The sequence below is a fragment of the Corynebacterium dentalis genome (assembly GCF_900232865.1).
GTDB classification, from domain to species: Bacteria; Actinomycetota; Actinomycetes; order Mycobacteriales; family Mycobacteriaceae; genus Corynebacterium; species Corynebacterium dentalis.
Window position 1 is genome coordinate 191652 of record NZ_OCTS01000001.1, and the last position, 17353, is coordinate 209004.

Sequence of the window (17353 nt, forward strand, 5' to 3'; positions counted from 1 at the left end):
AATTACATCCTCTCCGGTGCGCTGACGCCCACCAGCTGCAACGCGTTGGCCAGAGTCTGCTTGGTAGCAGCCGCCAGAGCAAGGCGAGCCCGGAACAGTGGATCGGCCTGCTCCCCGGTGGGTTCCTCGCCCTTCGGCAGGATCTGGCACGCATCGTAGAAACGGTGGAACGTGCCTGCCAGCTCCTCGGTGTAGCGAGCAATGCGGTGTGGTTCGCGCAGTTCAGCTGCGGTTCCCACCACCTTCGGGAACTCACCCAGGGTGCGGATCAGATCACCTTCGCGCCCATCGGTGAGCAGTGACAGATCTGGATCGGAATAGGTCACGCCCAGCTCTGCGGCCTTGCGGCCGATAGACGCGAGGCGGGCGTGACCGTACTGGACGTAGAACACCGGGTTGTCAGAAGTCTTGGAAGACCAGAGAGCCATGTCGATATCTAGCGAAGAATCCACAGAAGAGCGGATCAGCGCGTAGCGAGCCGCGTCCACACCGATGGCTTCCACCAGGTCATCGAGAGTGATGACGTTTCCTGCGCGCTTGGACATGCGCACGGCCTTGCCGTGCTGCACGAGGTTGACCATCTGTCCGATGAGAACCTCGACCTGGTTCGGGTCATATCCCAAGGCAGCGGCAGCTGCGCGTAGGCGGGCGATGTATCCGTGGTGGTCGGCTCCGAGCATGTAGATGCAGAGGTTATGCCCGCGCTCGATCTTGTCCACGATGTAAGCGATATCACCCGCAATATAGGCGGCATTGCCGTCGGACTTAATAACCACCCGGTCCTTGTCGTCTCCATACTCGGAAGACTTCAACCACCACGCGCCGTCGGCCTCGTAGAGGTTGCCGTTGGACTTGAGAGTGTTGATCGCCTTGTCCACTGCCCCGGACTCGAACAGCGAGTTTTCGTGGAAGTACACGTCAAACTCCGTGCCGAACTCAGCGAGCGTGCGCTTGATGTGCGCGAACATCAACTCCACGCCCTCGGAGCGGAACAATTCCCGAAGCTTCTCTTCCGGCAGTTCACTCCACTGCGGGTTCGCGGTGGTGACCTGCTGGGCGATATCGTGGATGTAGGCGCCGCCGTAGCCGTCTTCTGGGGTGGGCTCGCCCTTGGCTGCGGCGATTAGAGAGTTGGCGAAACGGTCGATCTGGGTGCCGTGATCATTGAAGTAGTACTCGCGGGTCACGTCTGCGCCCCGGTGTCCCAGCACGCGGCCGAGGGAATCACCCACGGCAGCCCAGCGGGTGCCGCCCAAGTGGATGGGGCCGGTGGGGTTGGCGGAGACGAACTCCAGGTTGATCTTCTGTCCTGCGAGCTCCTCACCCTTACCGAAGTCCGCACCGGTGGCGAGGATCTCTGCGACGATCTTGCCCTGCGCCGCAGCGGCCAAACGGATATTGATGAAGCCGGGTCCAGCCACGCTGGCCTCGTCGATGGCCTCTTCTTCGGCGAGGGCCTCTGCCAGCCAGGTTCCCAGCTGCCGCGGATTCGTTCCGGCGCGCTTGGCTACCTGCATGGCGATGTTGGTGGCGTAATCGCCGTGCTCAGAGTTGCGGGGACGCTCTACGGTTGCCGTTTTTTCGACGACGTCACTATCCAGCCCTTGGGCTTCGAGCACGTTACGGGCAACATCGGTAATCAGTGAGGAAAGTTCTGCAGGAGTCACACGGGCTAGCCTAGCAAGCGCCAAGGCAGGTATATGCACGGCGGTTTGGGATAGCGGATGGCGATTTATTGGCGGCCCGCGCCCGAATGCTAGACTTTGCCCTCGTACTCACTTGGATGTGGGTGCGCGCCCTCGTAGCTCAGGGGATAGAGCACTGGTTTCCGGTACCAGGGGTCGGAGGTTCGAATCCTCTCGAGGGCACATTTTTATGCGTGCGTCTCCTAGACGGACTTCACGCTCTCGATAGAGTGCTGGGCAGCCCCGGCGATACTATCGAAGCGATCAACATCGCAGGTCAACACAATGATTTGATGATCTCTGCCTAGGCGTCCCAGCACCGCGTTCATGCTCTTCATACGGTGTGGATCCGAGAAGCCGAGCGCGTCGTCGATGAATATCGGCACGCTGTCTCCCCCACCAACCAGGGTCGCCACAGCGAGGCGCGCCAGCATCATCATCTGCTCTTGGGCACCGCCGGACAACGCGTCCGCCTCGATGTCCACGCCGCCTCGCACGCGCTTCTCAATGCTCAGATCCGTGCCAAAAGTGAAGCTTGTGCCATTGCCGAACACCGCTCCAGCCAAGCTCTCGAAGGCCTGCTTGAAGGGCTTTTCGTACTGCGCGCGAAGAGCTGCCCGCGCGCCCTCGATGGTCTCGTGGAGTAACTTCGCCGCCGCAGCCTGAGCTTGAACTTTCTGCAGCGCCAGTTCCTGAGTTTTCAGTTCCCTGTCTGCTTCTTCCTTCTCCGAGGCAGCACCATAACCGCGTTCGAGTTGGCCCTCCCGCTGCGCGCGATCCAGCTTCAGCTGCTGAATCCGATTGTCGATTTGCTGCACTCGAGCTTCCGCGCCGTCAAACTTCTCCCGCACCAATTGCACAGAGTCCGCGCCACCGCTTTGTTCTGCCTGCTCAAGTGCCTGTTTGGCTTGGCCAAAAGCTTCTGCCGCGGCCTTGTGCTCCTGCTCTAGATCCTCGTCGGAAGAGTCTTCTCGTGCAATGGAGAGAGTCTCCGCCTTGGAATGGTGCGAGGCTTGAACCTGTTCCAACCCCGCTTCCAAAGAGAAGTACTTCTTTTGCACTTCGGACATTCCACCGTCACGTTCTGGAAGGCTCCGCACAAAGTCTTTGACCTGGGCGTTCCATCGCTGAACCTCCTCGCGAGCCGCGTTCACGTCAAAGCCTGACTCCTCGGACAGCTGCGTGATAGCTGCACTCCGCTCGACTGGATCAGTGTTCGTGTCCTTTACGGCGTACAGCTTCCTTGCATGCTTCAGAAGATCGTGCGGTTTCTCTACCTCCAGCTCGTCATACTCAGTGACCAACTCCTGCAGTGAATCGAGCGAACGCGCCATCGACTCCGCTGCATCCTCAGCCCTAGTTCCGACGTTCTCTTCTCCTCGGTCACCGACCTTCGAAGCCAGCTTGTTTTGCAGTTGCTGTAACTCTTCGGCTGCCTTTTCTCGGAGCGCAGCTTTGCTTTCCGCCGGTCCGAGTTCTGGAGATTCCAACCCCAATTCCGCGCACAGCTTGTCCACGTCCTTTGTTGCGCGCTGCACGTCGGTCTCGCTCTGAGACAAGTCCTGCGAAGGCGTGACGGTCACGGTGTATTCGCCCAGCGAGAGCTTTCTCCGAGAAGTGACGTGAATCTGCACTCCATCTTCCGCTAGCTCTAAGTCTTCACCTGCTTCATCGCCGATCGTCGCTCCGGACGGGCCATCAATGTGCACGCTGGTGGCCACAGAATCTCGGAAACGCTCCGCTGTACGCAGCTGAGCCACCGTTTCCCGGAAAGACGCCAGCTTCTTGGGTGTTGCAGGGTTTCCGTCTAATGCCTCCTTAACCTTCGCGCGCTGCTCCATCAGTTCGGCAATCTCCACAGATAGGCGATGCGCTGCAATCGCCTGGTGCGCGCGCTCCTGCACTTCCTCCACACCAGATACCACTGCTAGCAGGAGCTCGGACTCATCCAGCTCACGCATCTTAGCCTCGCGCCGTTGCACCTGCTCGCGAGCTGATTGTTGTTCAAAATCAAACCTTTCTCGCGAAGCGACGAGCCCAGATTCCAACTCGCTGATCTTCTCGCCGAGTGCACCCACGTCGGCAATCAATTCCCGCCGAGCTACCACCCTGGATTCTGCAACTTCCCGCTGGCTCTCCGCTGCTCGCGCAATGGCTTCCAACTTCTGTCGCTTCTGTTCCACTGCCTCGGCTTCTGCAAGTTCCAGCTTCCGCTTTTCCAGCTCCTGGTGCGCAGCCGGAATGTTAGCCTTTTGCTCTTCGATGCTCTGGGTCAGTTGATCAATTGCTTCAATGTGACCTTGCGCCGCTGCATAGTTTTGTTGGGCTACGTCGGCTACCTCTTGGGCCTCTTCCACTGCCCGGCGCGCTGTCCGCAGCTCGCCCTTATTCGACTCTGCACCACCGTCGGTGAAATATCGTTTGTATTCCGTGTACACCCGGTTCAGCAGTTCCGAAGAAGCATCGGCAGACTGTGGCGCGCTGTCCACGGCGTCATCGTCTTCCAAGGCCTGTGCAAGGGAGTCCACGTCCGCAGCTACAAACGTCTCCAGGCTTTCGCCCTGCCGGATCGTCAGGGCATCGCGCAGCGTCCGGTCCATCCCTTCGGACAAGATCTCCTGTAAACGTTCCTCTGCTTGGCGTCCCGTCAGGTTTTCCACCTGCGGTGCGCTGACTTGCAGAGTGGCTTGCCCCGCACGCTGCTTATACATCTTGGTTACCCGCAGCTCATAGTCGCCCACCGTCATCTCGGCGCTGATCTCCGGGGAGACATCTGCTTGCCGGGGATACATCCACTGCACGGCTTTGGCGCTACTGCCCACCTTGATGTCTCTCAGCAGGGTTTCGAAGGCCTTGAGAAGCGTGGTCTTTCCCGCCTCATTGGGACCATAGATCACTGAGACCCCGCGCTCGGCTAGCTCAATCCGGGCTGCATCCACTCCGGCCACATTCTTCAGGGTCAAACTGTGCAAGATCAGCATGGCCTCATGCACCTTCCTTTCGCACAGATGAGCTCAGCCGGTACAGCAAGCGCAGTGCATCCGATGCCGCCTGCTCCTCATTGCGCGCGCGTTCCAGCAGTTCCCTCGCTGCCGCATCTACGAATCCTTCACCAAAATTGGCCTCGGCCAATTCATCCATCTCCGGTACCACGTGCAAGTCCATCAGCCGTTCTCGCGCGTAAAGCCGCGCAAATCCGAGTGAAATATCTGCTAATTGCTCGTCCATCCACGCGGCAGTGTCCAAGTCCACCGTCCCCCGCAGCGCGTACTTCGCCACTGTGGTGCGCTTGTGCGGCAGATCGTTCAATTTCTCGACGAAAGCCTCCGCATCTTCCCGCGAATTGATCTCCGCCTCCAGTGCGATAAACGCCCACTGGCCCACATGCACTTCTTCTACCTGTACTTCGGCTGCGTCGGAGCCATCACCGGCGGTGATATCCACCACCAGTGCCTTTCCGGAATTGTTCTCGCCTCCCCCGTGTGGCTCCAGAAACGCCGTGACTTCGGGCGCTCCCGAGTACCACACGGTCCCTTCGGTGCCCAGCTTCATCGCCGAGTGTGTATCCCCGAGGGCCACGTAATCAATGACTCCGTCTGCACATGCGCGCTCCGCGGCGGCCACGTCAATCTGGCTCAGGTCAAGTACGTCGCCGAAGGAACTCACATTTCCGTGTCCCACCAGTACGCGGATGTCAGCTTCATCATCCCGTTGTGCACACTCGGCAATAGCCTTCGCCACCAAATCCTCGTTGGGCTTCTTCGTCAACAACGGAGCCCCCACAATCTCTACGCGACCCTGCTCACTGTCTCGAACTACGCGCGGAGCGCTGTCATCCAGCACCACCACGGCAGCACCGTTGCCGCTGCCTTCTGCGAGCTCTGCAAACTCGGGCTTGCGATAGATGCTGGCGGCGTCGAATGGATCATGATTGCCCGGCAACAAGAACACAGGAACCGGACTGCGGCGCAGCACGTCCATGGCGCGGCGGTACACCTCGGGGCGCAGGAGGTTGTCATCAAAGACATCCCCTGCCACCACAATCGCCTCACACTCACGCTCAACTGCTAGCGCGAACAGCTTTTCCACCGCAGCGAGGCGCGCCTCGGCGAAACGAGCGCGGGCTTCATGATCTAGGTATTTCGTGGGCATACCCAGCTGCCAGTCGGAGGTGTGGAGGAAGCGGAACGTGGCGGTAGCGCCTTGGTTCTCAGTCATGCTGACCATTTCTAGCATCCAGCCCAGACAGCGGATCCTCGCTCCACGGGGGATTATCGAACACCAGCTGTGAATCAGTCAGCGTCTCATAGCATCGCTCCAGCTCATGGCGGATATACAGCTGATCCACGCCAGTGAAGGACACAGTCCGCAGTGCACCCATTAACGCCTGCTCGTCGCCCTTTTCCATCCCCCACTCCTCTGCGAACGGCTCCCAGGTCACATCGTCAGCACCCTCGCCCCAAAACGCCTTCGTGTCCACGATCTCCGGGGTTTCATCCGCAGCATCTGTCTTCAGTGAATATTGCTGCTTCTCCGTCTCCGCACCGCGTGCCAGCGGCACCACTCCCGCCGCATGATCTGCCTGCCCCAGTTGCTGCAGCAACGGCGCCGGGTCAATCCCCCGCAGACGCAGAATGTGCAACGGGTAGCGAGTCAACCGCGCAGACACCGCGTACATCACACAGACCACGTGCTTACACACCGCAGATTTGTCCGGACAGGTACAGGAAAGCTGCCCAATGTGATCCCGGCGCAACAGGATGGACGCCACGTCATCGCCCGGCGCGCTACCTCGGGCCAAGCTGCGCATGTGCGAGGCATCCATCAGCAGTTCTTGCTTCACAAACTCCCGTTGCCTATCTCCCAACGGCCGCAGACGCACAGTGACATCGAAAGGCTCTAATTGCGTGCCCGCCACCAGCCCGCTAATCATGTTGGCCAGTAGCTCGACACCCAGCACTTTGTCCGCGCGGTAGTACTCGCGCCCACGCGCCAGCCTTCCCGAGTCCGCGTTCTCCGCCACTGCTTCCATGAGCAGGTTCGCCGCCCAACTTTCCGTGTCCCGATGGGGAAACTTTGGTTCGGCTTTTCCTGCGGCCATTTCGCGCCTGCGTCGGGCACCAAAATCTGCGAGGACAACGTTGTCACCCCAGGTGGCGTACTTACGTCCCTTTTTCTTCTCACTCATGGTTGCCCCTCGCTCGCCTCTTCGGATGCGGACTTCAATCTCCACAATTCACGCAGATCGGCATCGTCCAGGTTGGCGATCCAGCCCTCACCCGCCCCAATCACGGCGCCGGCGAGCTCTCGTTTACCCACGATGATGTCATGAATGCGCTCATCCAATGTGCCCTTGGACACCAACTTATAAACGGTGACGTCCTTATCCTGCCCGATGCGATACGCCCGGTCCGTAGCCTGGTCTTCCACCGCCGGATTCCACCAGCGGTCGATGTGGATGACCACCGAGGCCTCCGTCAGCGTGATGCCGGTACCACCCGCACGGACAGACAGCACCATGATCGGCGGCCCTTCCGGAGATTGGAAATCCTCCACCATCTTCACGCGCGCAGTACGTGTCAGCCCGCCGTGCAGCATGGGCACGTCCACCTCGTAACGCTGGTTCATTTCCGGAATCAGCATCCGCCCAAAGGACGGGAACTGCGTAAATACCAGCACCTTGCGCCCGGAGGCTCGCGCCTCGTCGATGATTTCAAACATCCGCTTGACCTTGTTCGAGCGATGCCTGCCCAACCGCAACAGCGCGGAACCATCCCCGGCGAAGTGCGCGGGGTGGTTGCAAATCTGCTTGATTTTGACCAAAGCCCCAAGGATTAGCCCGCGTCGAGATTCCTCCCGGTCCCGCAGTTTCTGTTCCATGTTGTCCGTGTACGCCTTGTACAGCGCGGCCTGCTCGTTGGTCAGTGGGATCAATTCCACGTGGTCGCGCTTGGTGGGCAGGTTGAGGCCCACTCCCTCGTCGGTTTTTAGTCGACGCAATACAAACGGCTGCACCACGCGCTGTAAACGATCCCGCGCGGCCTCGTCTTGGTAGCGCTCCACGGGGATAGCCAACCGGTTTTGGAATGCCGCGGGGCTGCCCAGAATGCCCGGGTTGGCGAAGTCCATGATCGCGTACAAGTCCGAGAGCCGGTTTTCTACAGGCGTTCCTGTCAGCGCGATCCGATTTCGAGCGTGCAAACTCCGCACTGCCCTGGACTGCTTGGTTCCCGGATTCTTAATGTTCTGTGCCTCATCGGCAACCACCCGGTGCCATTCCAGCTGTTGGTAGCGCTCCGGATTCCGCGAGACCGTTCCATACGAGGTCACCACCACATCGTGGCTCCGCGCATTCTCTTCGAATTCCGCATCGGCGACCTTAACGGAACCGTGGTCCACCAGCACGGTCAGTGACGGCGTATGCCGTTGCACTTCCCTGCGCCAGGATTCCAAGACGCTAGTCGGTGCGATCACCAACATGGGGTCGACGGCTTTTCCCGCGGCCTTTTCGCATGCCAGCAGTGTCAAGATCTGCAGCGTTTTACCCAGACCCATGTCGTCGGCCAGAATCGCGCCGAGCTGGTGCTGGCTCATCCACGCCAGCCAATTCACGCCGCGCTGCTGATGATCGCGCAACGTCGTGACCACTGTGTCCGGCACCGTCACCGACTGCGGTGGCTCTACGGGTTGGTCGGACATCAGCCGTTGCATCCATCCGCCAGCCTCCACTCGGAAGTGGTGGTCGCCGTTTTTTTCTTGGAAGTCCGACGCCAAGGCGTCCGCCTCCATCACGTCCCGCAGTGTCACCTGGGATTCGCCGTCGGTGGACTCCTCCGAGTCCTTATCCCCTTCCTGCTTTTTCCGCACTGCTTCGATCCACCCGCGAGCACGAGTCAGAGAGCTGGTGTCTAGAAATACGAATTGCCCGTTAACCGCCACGATATTGCTTGCGGAATTCAATAGCCCTTGTCGTTCTTCTTCACTCAGGCTGGCGCCCTCTACGGACACGTCCCATTCGAAGTCCACCAGCTGGTCCATCCCCAGCTTGCCCGAGCCCGGTCCGGTTCCCACGGGATTGACCGCTACGTTCACCCGGGGCACCGCCCTGGTCCAACCACGGGGGACCATCACTTGTACTCCTGCTCCGCGCAGGGTCCGCACGCCCTCGGCTAGAAGCTGCTCCACCTGGCGAATCGTCAGCGCCAGGGATATCGTTCGGGTGGCATAGAGCTGCGGCTGCCACACGCCGGTGGCAAACCACTGCTCCACCGGCGCAATCATCTCCGCCAGCGGCGTCCACGAGGCACGCATGTGGCTCAGCGCGCGGTAGAGGCGCGTGGACTGTGCTTCTGTCACTTCCGCGGGGACTAGTACTTCGACTGGCCCGTCATTCATGCTCAGGCCAATGTCCAAGCGCCAACGCACGTCGTCTAGGTCCACCTCGTCAGCATCCAACTGGGCGAGGGTCTCGGAGTGGCCGGAGGAGGCGAGTGTGGCGTCGGAAGGAGAAGAAAGAATAAGGACCACGTTGCTGGCGGCGTCGGCGGCGGAGACTCGCCACCGATTCAGCATGGACACCGTGTCTGCTGTCACCCGGCGCGCGGGCTTTCCCGCAAGGATTGCACGCATGAACGGAGTATCGATCTCGTCGCTGGCCCCCAAGTGGTCACGGAGGATGCGCACGGTCATCCAATGCACCAGCTCATCAACGGCATCCCCCACCACATCGCTACTGCCGTTGAGCTCCAGCACCTGCGGCACACGTTCCCGGAGCTGCTGGATCACTCCGTGGTGGGAGCCTGCGGTGGACGGCATCCATCGCGGCATCCATTCCTGATCCACCCGATCCATCCGCAGCATCACACGGCCGGCGCGGACAATATCGAACGCCAAACGATACAAAGTAAGAAGAAATTGAACGTCTGCGCCCCACACCACGCCCGCATCGGAGAAATTCTCAGAATTATTTTCCACCGATTCTACGGCCCACTCATTTAACTGATGCAAAACCGCCAAAGATTGCTCTGGCGTATACGCAACGGTGGGCACAGAAATCTTCTTCAGCTTGCCCTTCGGCGTGGCCAGACTCACCGATCCCCGATGACGAAAAGGCCTGACCTGCACCAATCGAAGCACCTCGCGAGGCAAGTCGGTTTCAGTGAGATCTCCCGCATCAGCGATGACCACGTGTCCGGCCACTCGTTCGACCCATAAGTGCACGCCGCCTTGAGGCGGCAACAAGATGTGCAGCCGACAGTCGAATTCCATGTGTCGGTTTTACCATGTGGCTGTGACGGCAGTCTCTTTTAGCTACGGTGGGATGGCACACATATTCATTGGAGTTAGCTGAACCCCACACAGGGAATTTTCAGCTGCTGCGCAATTGACGATTCAAGGAGTGTCAAGAACGTGTCAGACTTAACATGGTTTGTCATAGCCATGGTGATCTATCTGATCGCTATGCTCCTCATCGGTTTGTATTCCTTTAAGCAAACTGACGAGTACGAAGATTTCATGCTCGCCGGACGCAATCTTCACCCTTTCCCCGCCGCACTGTCGGCCGGAGCCTCGGATATGTCCGGCTGGCTCCTCATGGGTCTCCCCGGTGCCCTGTATGTCTCCGGCTTCTCTGAGATTTGGATGGCTTTGGGCTTGCTGGTGGGTGCAACGCTGAACTGGTGGCTGACCGCCCCACGTCTGCGCGCCTACACCGAGGTCGCGAACAACTCGATCACCCTGCCCTCGTTCTTCGAGAACCGCTTTAACGATCGCACCCATACGCTGCGCATCATCGCCGGCATCGTGATTCTGGTGTTCTTCACCTTCTACGTCTCCTCCGGCATGGTAGCTGGCGGTCGTTACTTCCAGTCCACGTTCGAGGGCGATTACATCACCGGCCTGATCGTGGTGGCTGCGGTCACCGTGGCCTACACCTTCGTGGGCGGCTTCTTGGCTGTGTCCTACACGGATACCGTCCAGGGCATCATCATGTTCATCTCGCTGATCTTGGTGCCAATCATGGCCCTGCTGCACATGAGCGATCCCGGTGCCATCTGGACCTACCAGACCGAGAATGCCTACGGCGTGGGCACCATCGAGCCAAACCCACACTGGTTCTCCTTGTTCACCGGTGTGAGCTTCGTGGCCATCGTTTCCAACCTCGCATGGGGCTTGGGCTACTTCGGCCAGCCACACATTATCGTGCGCTTCATGGCACTGCGTACCCCATCGGATGCCAAGGCCGGCATGCGCTACGGCGTGACCTGGATGTTCTTGTGCCTGATCGGCGCCATCGCCGTGGCGATCATCGGACCTGCATTCTTCGGAATGGATCCAAGCATCGCGATCACTGACCAAGAGAATTTCGAGACAATCTTCCTAGATATGGGACGCATCCTGTTCCACCCACTGATTGCTGGTCTGGTTCTGACCGCTGTGCTGGCTGCGATCATGTCCACCGTTTCCTCCCAGCTGCTGGTGGTTTCCTCCGCGCTGATCGAAGACATCTACAAGGGCCTGATCAACAAGAATGCCGACGACTCTTCCCTGAAGAACCTGTCCCGCGTCTCCGTGATCGTCGTGGCTCTGCTGGCCGGTGTGATCGCGTGGAACCCAGATTCCGGCATCCTCAAGCTGGTGGAGTTCGCATGGGCTGGCTTCGGTTCGGCCTTCGGTCCTATCGTGGTCGGAGCGCTGTACTGGCGCCGTCTCAACGCTGCAGGCGCTGCAGCCGGCATGTTCGCTGGTGCGGTCGTGGCGTTCATCTGGGGCGGTCTTCCAACCTTCGGCATCATTGACAAGCCATTTGGTTTGTACGAGATGATCCCTGGCGTGGCAGCAAACATCATCGCCATGGTGATTGTCACCTACGCCACCAAGGAGCCTTCTGAGGCAGTGACCTCCACCTTCGACAAGGCCGTGGCTCTGTCCCACGCTGCGAAGAAGGATCCAGAAACGGACTTCGAGGAAGCTGCGAAGTCCGACGAGGTTCGCCAGGCTGGCACCGTCTAGTCTCCCCAAGAACCTTCGGCCCCTCGGCGGAGTCTGATGCTCATGTGTTGTTATTGAGCGTCAGCGCCCATCGCCGGAGGGCCTTTTTCTATGCCGTCATCGCCGCCTCGTTGTTGGTTACGTGCGTGCGTTTGCCGTGGTCTTTGTCCTCTTTTCCCGACGCCAACTCCGTCGCCTCCGCCTTGAGCCAGCTGCAGGTGGTGGCCTATCGGCCGCGCGTGCTGGGCTACTCCCGAGATCAGTTCGGCAACGGATGGGCCATGCGGCTTTCCTCAGACGGCGATTATCTGGACACCCGAGACATCGTCCTGCGTCAGGCCGCAGTGGGTGCACAGCCTAGGCAAAATCCTGCCGAGGCTACGGACGGATACACGGGAGCCACGGAATTGGCGTCGACAATGGAGATCGACCACGTCTACCCCCTGGCTGCCGCGTGGGACATGGGCGCGTGGAGTTGGGAGGCAGAGCAGCGGCGCCGGTTCGCTAATGACGTGGACATCAACTTGGTGGCCACGGCGGGGGCGATTAACCAGGACAAATCGGATAGCACCCCAGGGCTATGGCTGCCTCCCCCAGCGGGCGGGCACTGCCACTACGTTTCGCAGTTTCTCACGGTGGCGCTGCACTACCGCCTCGCCATCAGCTCGGCGGACGCACAAGTAGCTCGGGATGTCTGTGGGCTGTAGATGTGCCGATCTGACAAAGCCAGGCAACTCTGATTGAGTATGGGTATGGAAACAATTGTTGTCGGACTGCACGTTATAGCAGCAATCATGTTGATGGGCCCCGTGATGGTGGCCACGTCAATGTTCGCCCCACAACTGCGCAAGGTCACTGCAGGTAACGAATCTGCAGGCACTCTGCGCCTGCTGCACAAGATCACTCGCGTCTACGGCTTGGCTTCTGCCATCGTGCCCGTTCTGGGCGTCATCGCCATGTTTACCTCTGAAGGTGCCCTGAAGGACGGTCGCTTCCACGCTTCCATCCTGCTGGCCGTCATCGCATGGGGCTTGCTGGTCTTCCTGGTGATCCCTCGCCAGCGCCTGGGCCTGGTTGCTGCCAACGCGCTGCAGCCAGCTGACGACCCCGCCACGGAGAAGGAAACTGCCGCGGTTCAGAAAACCGATGCTACTAAGCTGCCTGGTCAAGCAGCAATGTTCGGTGGCATCTTCAACCTGCTGTGGGTCATCATCGCGATCCTGATGGTAATCTAGCGTCCACTTTCATCACAAACGCCCCGCACCGGCAGCCACTCTCCACGAGAGCGAGCACCAAGTGCGGGGCGTTTATTGTGCGGGGATTCGCTGTTTAGCGATCCCACTTTCCACGGCCGCGTCCACCTCGGTCACCGCGGAAGTTGTCCTGACGGTCGTTGAAACGTCCGCCTCGGCCACCGCCACGGCGATCATCGCGACGGTCATCACGATCGTTGAAGCGACCACCACGGCCACCGCCACGGCGGTCGTCACGACGATCGTTACGGTCGCCATCGCGTCGACGGTCGCCGCGGAAATCTCCACGCTTACCGCCACGGTCACCACGATCTCGGTCACCACGATCTCGGTGGATGGCAGGGCGACCATTCGGTGCCCCCGGATCCGGCTCAATGTTGATCAGCTGACCGGACACGCGCGTGTCATCCAGCTGACGGAACACGTCTTCCGGCAGATCCGCAGGCAGTTCCACCAGGGAGTGCTCAGCGAAAATGCTGATACGTCCGAAGTCGCGGGAGTTCAGGCCACCTTCGTTAGCCAAAGCGCCCACGATGGCACCTGGGCGAACGCGCTGGCGGTGTCCCACGCTGAGGCGGTAGACGGCCAGTTCGTTGCCATTGCGATCCGCAACCTTAGGAGCTTCCTTGTTGAAACGCTCCTTGAAGTCGCGGGCAGATCCACCACCGTTGCGACGGTCATCGCCGTAACGATCATCGTCCCGACGGCGCTGCGGACGCTCGCTCTTGGGCTGCTCCTTCATCAGGAACTTCTCGCCAGCCTGCAGCTGGGTAGCCAACGCTGCAGCGATGTCTTCCATCGGCACGTCGTTTGCAGCCGCGTACTGAGTAACGAGCTCGCGGAAGACCTGCATCTGCGGGTCACCGAGGGACTCAGTCAGCTGATCGTTGAACTTTTCCTTGCGCGACTCGTTGACCTCGTCAACGGAAGGCAGCTGGATCTCGTTCAAGCGAGACTTGGTCGCACGCTCAATGGCCTTGAGCAGGCGTCGTTCACGAGGGGTAACGAACAGCACGGCGCGACCGGTACGGCCAGCACGGCCGGTACGGCCAATGCGGTGCACATAGGACTCGGTATCGTGCGGGATGTCGTAGTTGAACACGTGGGTGATGCGATCCACGTCCAAGCCACGGGCTGCCACGTCGGTAGCAACCAGGATGTCCAGACGGCCATCCTTGAGCTGGTCAACGGTGCGCTCGCGCTGCGCCTGGGCAATATCGCCATTGATCGCTGCAGCGTTGAAACCACGAGCACGCAGACGTTCTGCCAGCTCTTCGGTCTCATTCTTGGTACGCACGAACATGATCATCGCGTCGAACTCAGTGACCTCGAGGATGCGGGTCAAAGCGTCCAGCTTTTCGCGGTGATTCACCAGCAGGTAGTCCTGCGTGATGTTCTCCGAGGTACGCTGCGTGGCCTTGACCGTGACTTCCACGGGGCTCTTCAAGTACTGCTTGGACAGGCGACGAATGCCGTTAGGCATGGTCGCGGAGAACAGAGCAACCTGCTTGTCCTCTGGCGTGTCCTCCAGAATGCGCTCCACGTCTTCCTGGAAGCCCATGTTGAGCATTTCATCGGCCTCATCCAGCACCATGAAACGCAGCTTGGAGATATCCAGGCTGCCCTTCTTCAGGTGATCGATGACACGGCCCGGGGTGCCCACCACGATGTGAGCGCCACGGCGCAGCCCGGACAGCTGCACGCCGTAGGCCTGACCACCGTAGATAGGCAGCACAGAAATGCCGCCCAGGTGCTCAGAAAATGACTGGAAAGATTCCGCGACCTGCAGTGCGAGCTCACGGGTTGGGGCCAGCACCAACGCTTGCGGGTGGCGGTCCTTCGGATCGATCTGGGACAAGATGGGCAGTGCGAATGCGGCGGTCTTACCCGTACCGGTCTGCGCCAGTCCCACTACGTCCTGACCATCCATCAAAACTGGAATGGTCTCCGCCTGGATAGGTGATGGCTGTTCGAATCCAACCTTCTTCACCGCTGCCAGGACTTCCTTAGGAAGACCCAGACCCTCGAAACGAGGGCCCTTATCGGCCTTCTCCTGGACATCTTCAGCTTCTTCGGCTTTCTCAGATGCTCCTGCGTTCACATGCTCCGTGGTGCTGTGTGCTTCCTCAGAAGGCACAACTGCTTCGGGTTCTCGCCCGAGCACATCGACCACGTCCAATGGCTTTGCGCCATTGTCCTCACCGTGCAGATTGTTCTGAGATACCGACTTATCGTCTTCCACCGGCTGGTTTACGTCGCCGGCGACGTTTTCAGTATCACTCATTGCCTGCTTACCCTACGCGATTGCGCAGCTAAAAGCGATTTTGCAGCGTCCGGGAGTGAGCAAACTGATCCCACAGCCCCCAAGTGAGTGCTAGATCACTTAAGCTATGAGCCCATTAATTCAATGACCTTTTGGGCCGCGCGCTGCCCACTACGCAGGGCGCCGTCGATGGACGGAGTGGCATGTTGTGCCCCGGCCAGGATGACACCACCATCCACCACCAGATCCTCCTCGGCGCTATGCGCCGCACGCTCTGGGGTCAGCACGGGGAAAACATCTGTGATTCTTTGACGAGTCACTAGTTCCCATCCACTGGTGGGTACGTCCAGAATCTCGCCCATGTACCTGCGCATCTCCACCTCGTTGGGGATCGCTCCCGGCTGCAGCGCACGTTGGCTTCCGCCAAAAGCAACAGTTCCTTGGATGAGGTGACGGCCGGGCGCATAAGAGGGAGCTGCGGCGGTGAGTTCGGCCACGCTGGCAACCGGTGTCCTGCCGGTGCCGTCTACGGTGATGACCGGCCGCTTTCCTATTGGCTCGTCGGAGACAAACCAAAACGTTTCCATGCCCCGAGCAGGCAATACTGGTCGGTCCAGCAATTCTGCTTCCATCTTCTGTGGCAGAGCCAACACGACATAGCGGAAGGTCTCTGTGCGGTCATGCTCACCGAAGTGCAGGGTCACCCCAGCGGATTCCGTGGAATTTCCCGGATTGGTTTTTAGCGCGGTTACCCGTGCGTTCGTCTCCGTGATCACGCCAGTGTTCCGCCCCAACAGGTTAGCCACATCGCCCATGCCTTGCGCTGGAACCGTCGGTGCTCCACGCAGCAAGGTGGCAAAGACCCACTTCGCCGTGATCGCGGAGGTCTCACCGTCCGTGTCCAGCAAGAATGCTCGCATCGCAGGGTCCGCAGCCGCCGTGCGCATCTGGCGGGTCACACCGGACTTATCAAGGCTTTCGCACACCTTCGAGTCCTTGGCTCGCCGCTTTTCACTGATCTTGCGCATCTCCAACGAGGAACGATGGGACAGCTCGGAACCGAACCACTTGCGCAGACCCATGATGTCTCGGAAGCTCATCGCTGAGCGGGAGTTTTTGCTCAGCAGCTCACCGAGTAGACGTGGGGTGCGGACGGGGTCACCAATGAACACCTGGCCCTGCGACGTGTGCGTTTGAAATCCCGATTCGAAGTTGCACTGGTTGAGCGCAGCGTATTCGCCATTGCTGAGCAATTCTTTCAAGGACGGATACCAGGAGTTCAACAGCTGGAAACCGTTGTCCACGGTGATGTCCCCGAAGTGCTGGGAGCGCGCTCGACCACCCAATTGATCCGAGGCTTCGAACAGCGCGCACCTCACTCCCGCGTTTCGGAGTGTGCGGGCAGCTGCCAGGCCCGGCAGTCCTCCGCCGATGATCGCCACGTCGCTCATTGCTGTCCACCTTGATCGCTTCTTAGTGCTTTAAACATAAGCCATGCTAATTGTCCGCAGTCGGTTGCGGTAGTTGTTTGCCTCCCGGTATGTTTAGAACAATTGTTCGATTTATTTTCCGACGCCACCCTCTCCCTGTCTCACCCCTGTCCTAGATTGACACTCGTCACTCGGCCTACCGGGCCTAGCTCACCACTTACATTGATAGGAGATAGCCGATGTTGAACCTTCGTATACCCACTGTGTCCCACAAGGCTTTCCCGTTGTCCAACCTGGCACCTACTTCGCTGATCAGCGAATACGGAGAGCAGATGAAGGCGCTGTTGCGGCATCCCCGCAGCCGCATCCGGATCACTCCCGGTTGGCGCGCACCTTATATTTCTGCGGAGCTCAACTCTGCGGACGCTCTGGTTCACGTATCTCGCCACCGCGTCACACCCGTGTTGTGGGAAAAGCTCAACGGAGTTGAAGCCCCCAGTGAGCAACCCATGTTTTTGGTCACTCTAAGCGCCACGGTGGATGCGGATTCCGTCTCGGGAAGCCTCGCGAGCGTGACGTCGGAAATCCATTCTCTGTTTCGCGCGGTCACCGGAGAAAGCTGGACGCAGCGCGAACACGTGGGAGACAACCTGACGTGGACGTGGCACAGCCTGATGACACAACGTGACCTCGATGCCGACACAAAACACGCGCAGCCGCACGTCGCTTAGT

General features: G+C 59.7%; 11 protein-coding genes and 1 tRNA gene. 5 read left to right on the forward strand and 7 right to left on the reverse strand.

Annotated elements, in window-relative coordinates; translation table 11 throughout:
- Window positions 1–2: 2 nt before the first annotated feature.
- A complete protein-coding gene (gene argS / locus CS919_RS00855; protein ID WP_099297316.1) occupies window positions 3–1667 on the reverse strand; it encodes an arginine--tRNA ligase in 1665 nt (554 codons plus the stop codon).
- A gap of 128 nt (window positions 1668–1795) precedes the next feature.
- Here argS and CS919_RS00860 point away from each other — a divergent pair.
- Window positions 1796–1868 (forward strand) — tRNA-Arg (locus CS919_RS00860).
- Between the two features lie 20 nt (window positions 1869–1888).
- On the opposite strand, the gene CS919_RS00865 is transcribed toward CS919_RS00860, so the two are convergent.
- From CS919_RS00865 to CS919_RS00880, 4 genes are read right to left on the reverse strand one after another with little or no spacing between them, the layout of a single operon-like run.
- Entirely contained in the window at window positions 1889–4666 is a 2778-nt protein-coding gene (locus CS919_RS00865; RefSeq protein ID WP_099297318.1) for an AAA family ATPase, read from the reverse strand.
- A gap of 4 nt (window positions 4667–4670) precedes the next feature.
- Window positions 4671–5903 carry a metallophosphoesterase family protein gene (locus CS919_RS00870; RefSeq protein WP_099297320.1) on the reverse strand — a complete coding sequence of 411 codons (1233 nt, stop codon included), beginning with the start codon at window positions 5901–5903 and terminating at the stop codon, window positions 4671–4673.
- Window positions 5896–6873, reverse strand: coding sequence for an SWIM zinc finger family protein (locus tag CS919_RS00875; RefSeq protein WP_099297322.1), 978 nt, complete (start codon window positions 6871–6873; stop codon window positions 5896–5898). The genes CS919_RS00870 and CS919_RS00875 overlap by 8 nt, the downstream gene beginning before the upstream one ends.
- Window positions 6870–9953 (reverse strand): DEAD/DEAH box helicase, encoded by a 3084-nt coding sequence (locus tag CS919_RS00880; RefSeq protein ID WP_099297324.1) that lies wholly within the window; start codon window positions 9951–9953, stop codon window positions 6870–6872. Before CS919_RS00880 ends, CS919_RS00875 begins: the two co-directional genes overlap by 4 nt.
- A gap of 141 nt (window positions 9954–10094) precedes the next feature.
- Between CS919_RS00880 and putP the strand changes: the two genes are divergently transcribed.
- From putP to CS919_RS00895, 3 genes are read left to right on the forward strand one after another with little or no spacing between them, the layout of a single operon-like run.
- Complete coding sequence (putP, locus tag CS919_RS00885; protein WP_099297326.1) at window positions 10095–11696, forward strand: sodium/proline symporter PutP; 1602 nt, start codon at window positions 10095–10097, stop codon at window positions 11694–11696.
- 53 nt (window positions 11697–11749) lie between these two features.
- Window positions 11750–12382 (forward strand): HNH endonuclease family protein, encoded by a 633-nt coding sequence (locus CS919_RS00890; protein WP_228073257.1) that lies wholly within the window; start codon window positions 11750–11752, stop codon window positions 12380–12382.
- A 45-nt stretch (window positions 12383–12427) separates the two neighbouring features.
- On the forward strand, window positions 12428–12910 hold the full coding sequence (locus tag CS919_RS00895; RefSeq protein ID WP_099297328.1) for a hypothetical protein: 483 nt from the start codon (window positions 12428–12430) through the stop codon (window positions 12908–12910).
- Between the two features lie 94 nt (window positions 12911–13004).
- Here CS919_RS00895 and CS919_RS00900 read toward each other — a convergent pair whose 3' ends face one another.
- Window positions 13005–15212, reverse strand: a complete 2208-nt coding sequence (locus CS919_RS00900; protein WP_099297330.1) for a DEAD/DEAH box helicase — start codon at window positions 15210–15212, stop codon at window positions 13005–13007.
- A 104-nt stretch (window positions 15213–15316) separates the two neighbouring features.
- Window positions 15317–16642 (reverse strand): FAD-dependent oxidoreductase, encoded by a 1326-nt coding sequence (locus CS919_RS00905; protein WP_099297332.1) that lies wholly within the window; start codon window positions 16640–16642, stop codon window positions 15317–15319.
- Window positions 16643–16860: 218 nt separating this feature from the next.
- On the opposite strand from CS919_RS00905, the gene CS919_RS00910 reads away from it, so the two are divergent.
- The gene (locus tag CS919_RS00910; RefSeq protein ID WP_143341732.1) at window positions 16861–17352 is read left to right on the forward strand and encodes a hypothetical protein; all 492 of its coding nucleotides are present in this window, start codon (window positions 16861–16863) and stop codon (window positions 17350–17352) included.
- Window position 17353 lies beyond the last annotated feature (1 nt).

What these genes read in the sequence shown, in the direction of transcription:
- CS919_RS00865 (WP_099297318.1), bottom strand. Translation starts at nt 4,666, where the DNA reads ATGCTGATCTTGCACAGTTTGACCCTGAAGAATGTGGCCGGAGTGGAT.
- CS919_RS00870 (WP_099297320.1), bottom strand. Translation starts at nt 5,903, where the DNA reads ATGACTGAGAACCAAGGCGCTACCGCCACGTTCCGCTTCCTCCACACC.
- CS919_RS00875 (WP_099297322.1), bottom strand. Translation starts at nt 6,873, where the DNA reads ATGAGTGAGAAGAAAAAGGGACGTAAGTACGCCACCTGGGGTGACAAC.
- CS919_RS00880 (WP_099297324.1), bottom strand. Translation starts at nt 9,953, where the DNA reads ATGGAATTCGACTGTCGGCTGCACATCTTGTTGCCGCCTCAAGGCGGC.
- CS919_RS00895 (WP_099297328.1), top strand. Translation starts at nt 12,428, where the DNA reads ATGGAAACAATTGTTGTCGGACTGCACGTTATAGCAGCAATCATGTTG.
- CS919_RS00900 (WP_099297330.1), bottom strand. Translation starts at nt 15,212, where the DNA reads ATGAGTGATACTGAAAACGTCGCCGGCGACGTAAACCAGCCGGTGGAA.
- CS919_RS00905 (WP_099297332.1), bottom strand. Translation starts at nt 16,642, where the DNA reads ATGAGCGACGTGGCGATCATCGGCGGAGGACTGCCGGGCCTGGCAGCT.
- CS919_RS00910 (WP_143341732.1), top strand. Translation starts at nt 16,861, where the DNA reads ATGTTGAACCTTCGTATACCCACTGTGTCCCACAAGGCTTTCCCGTTG.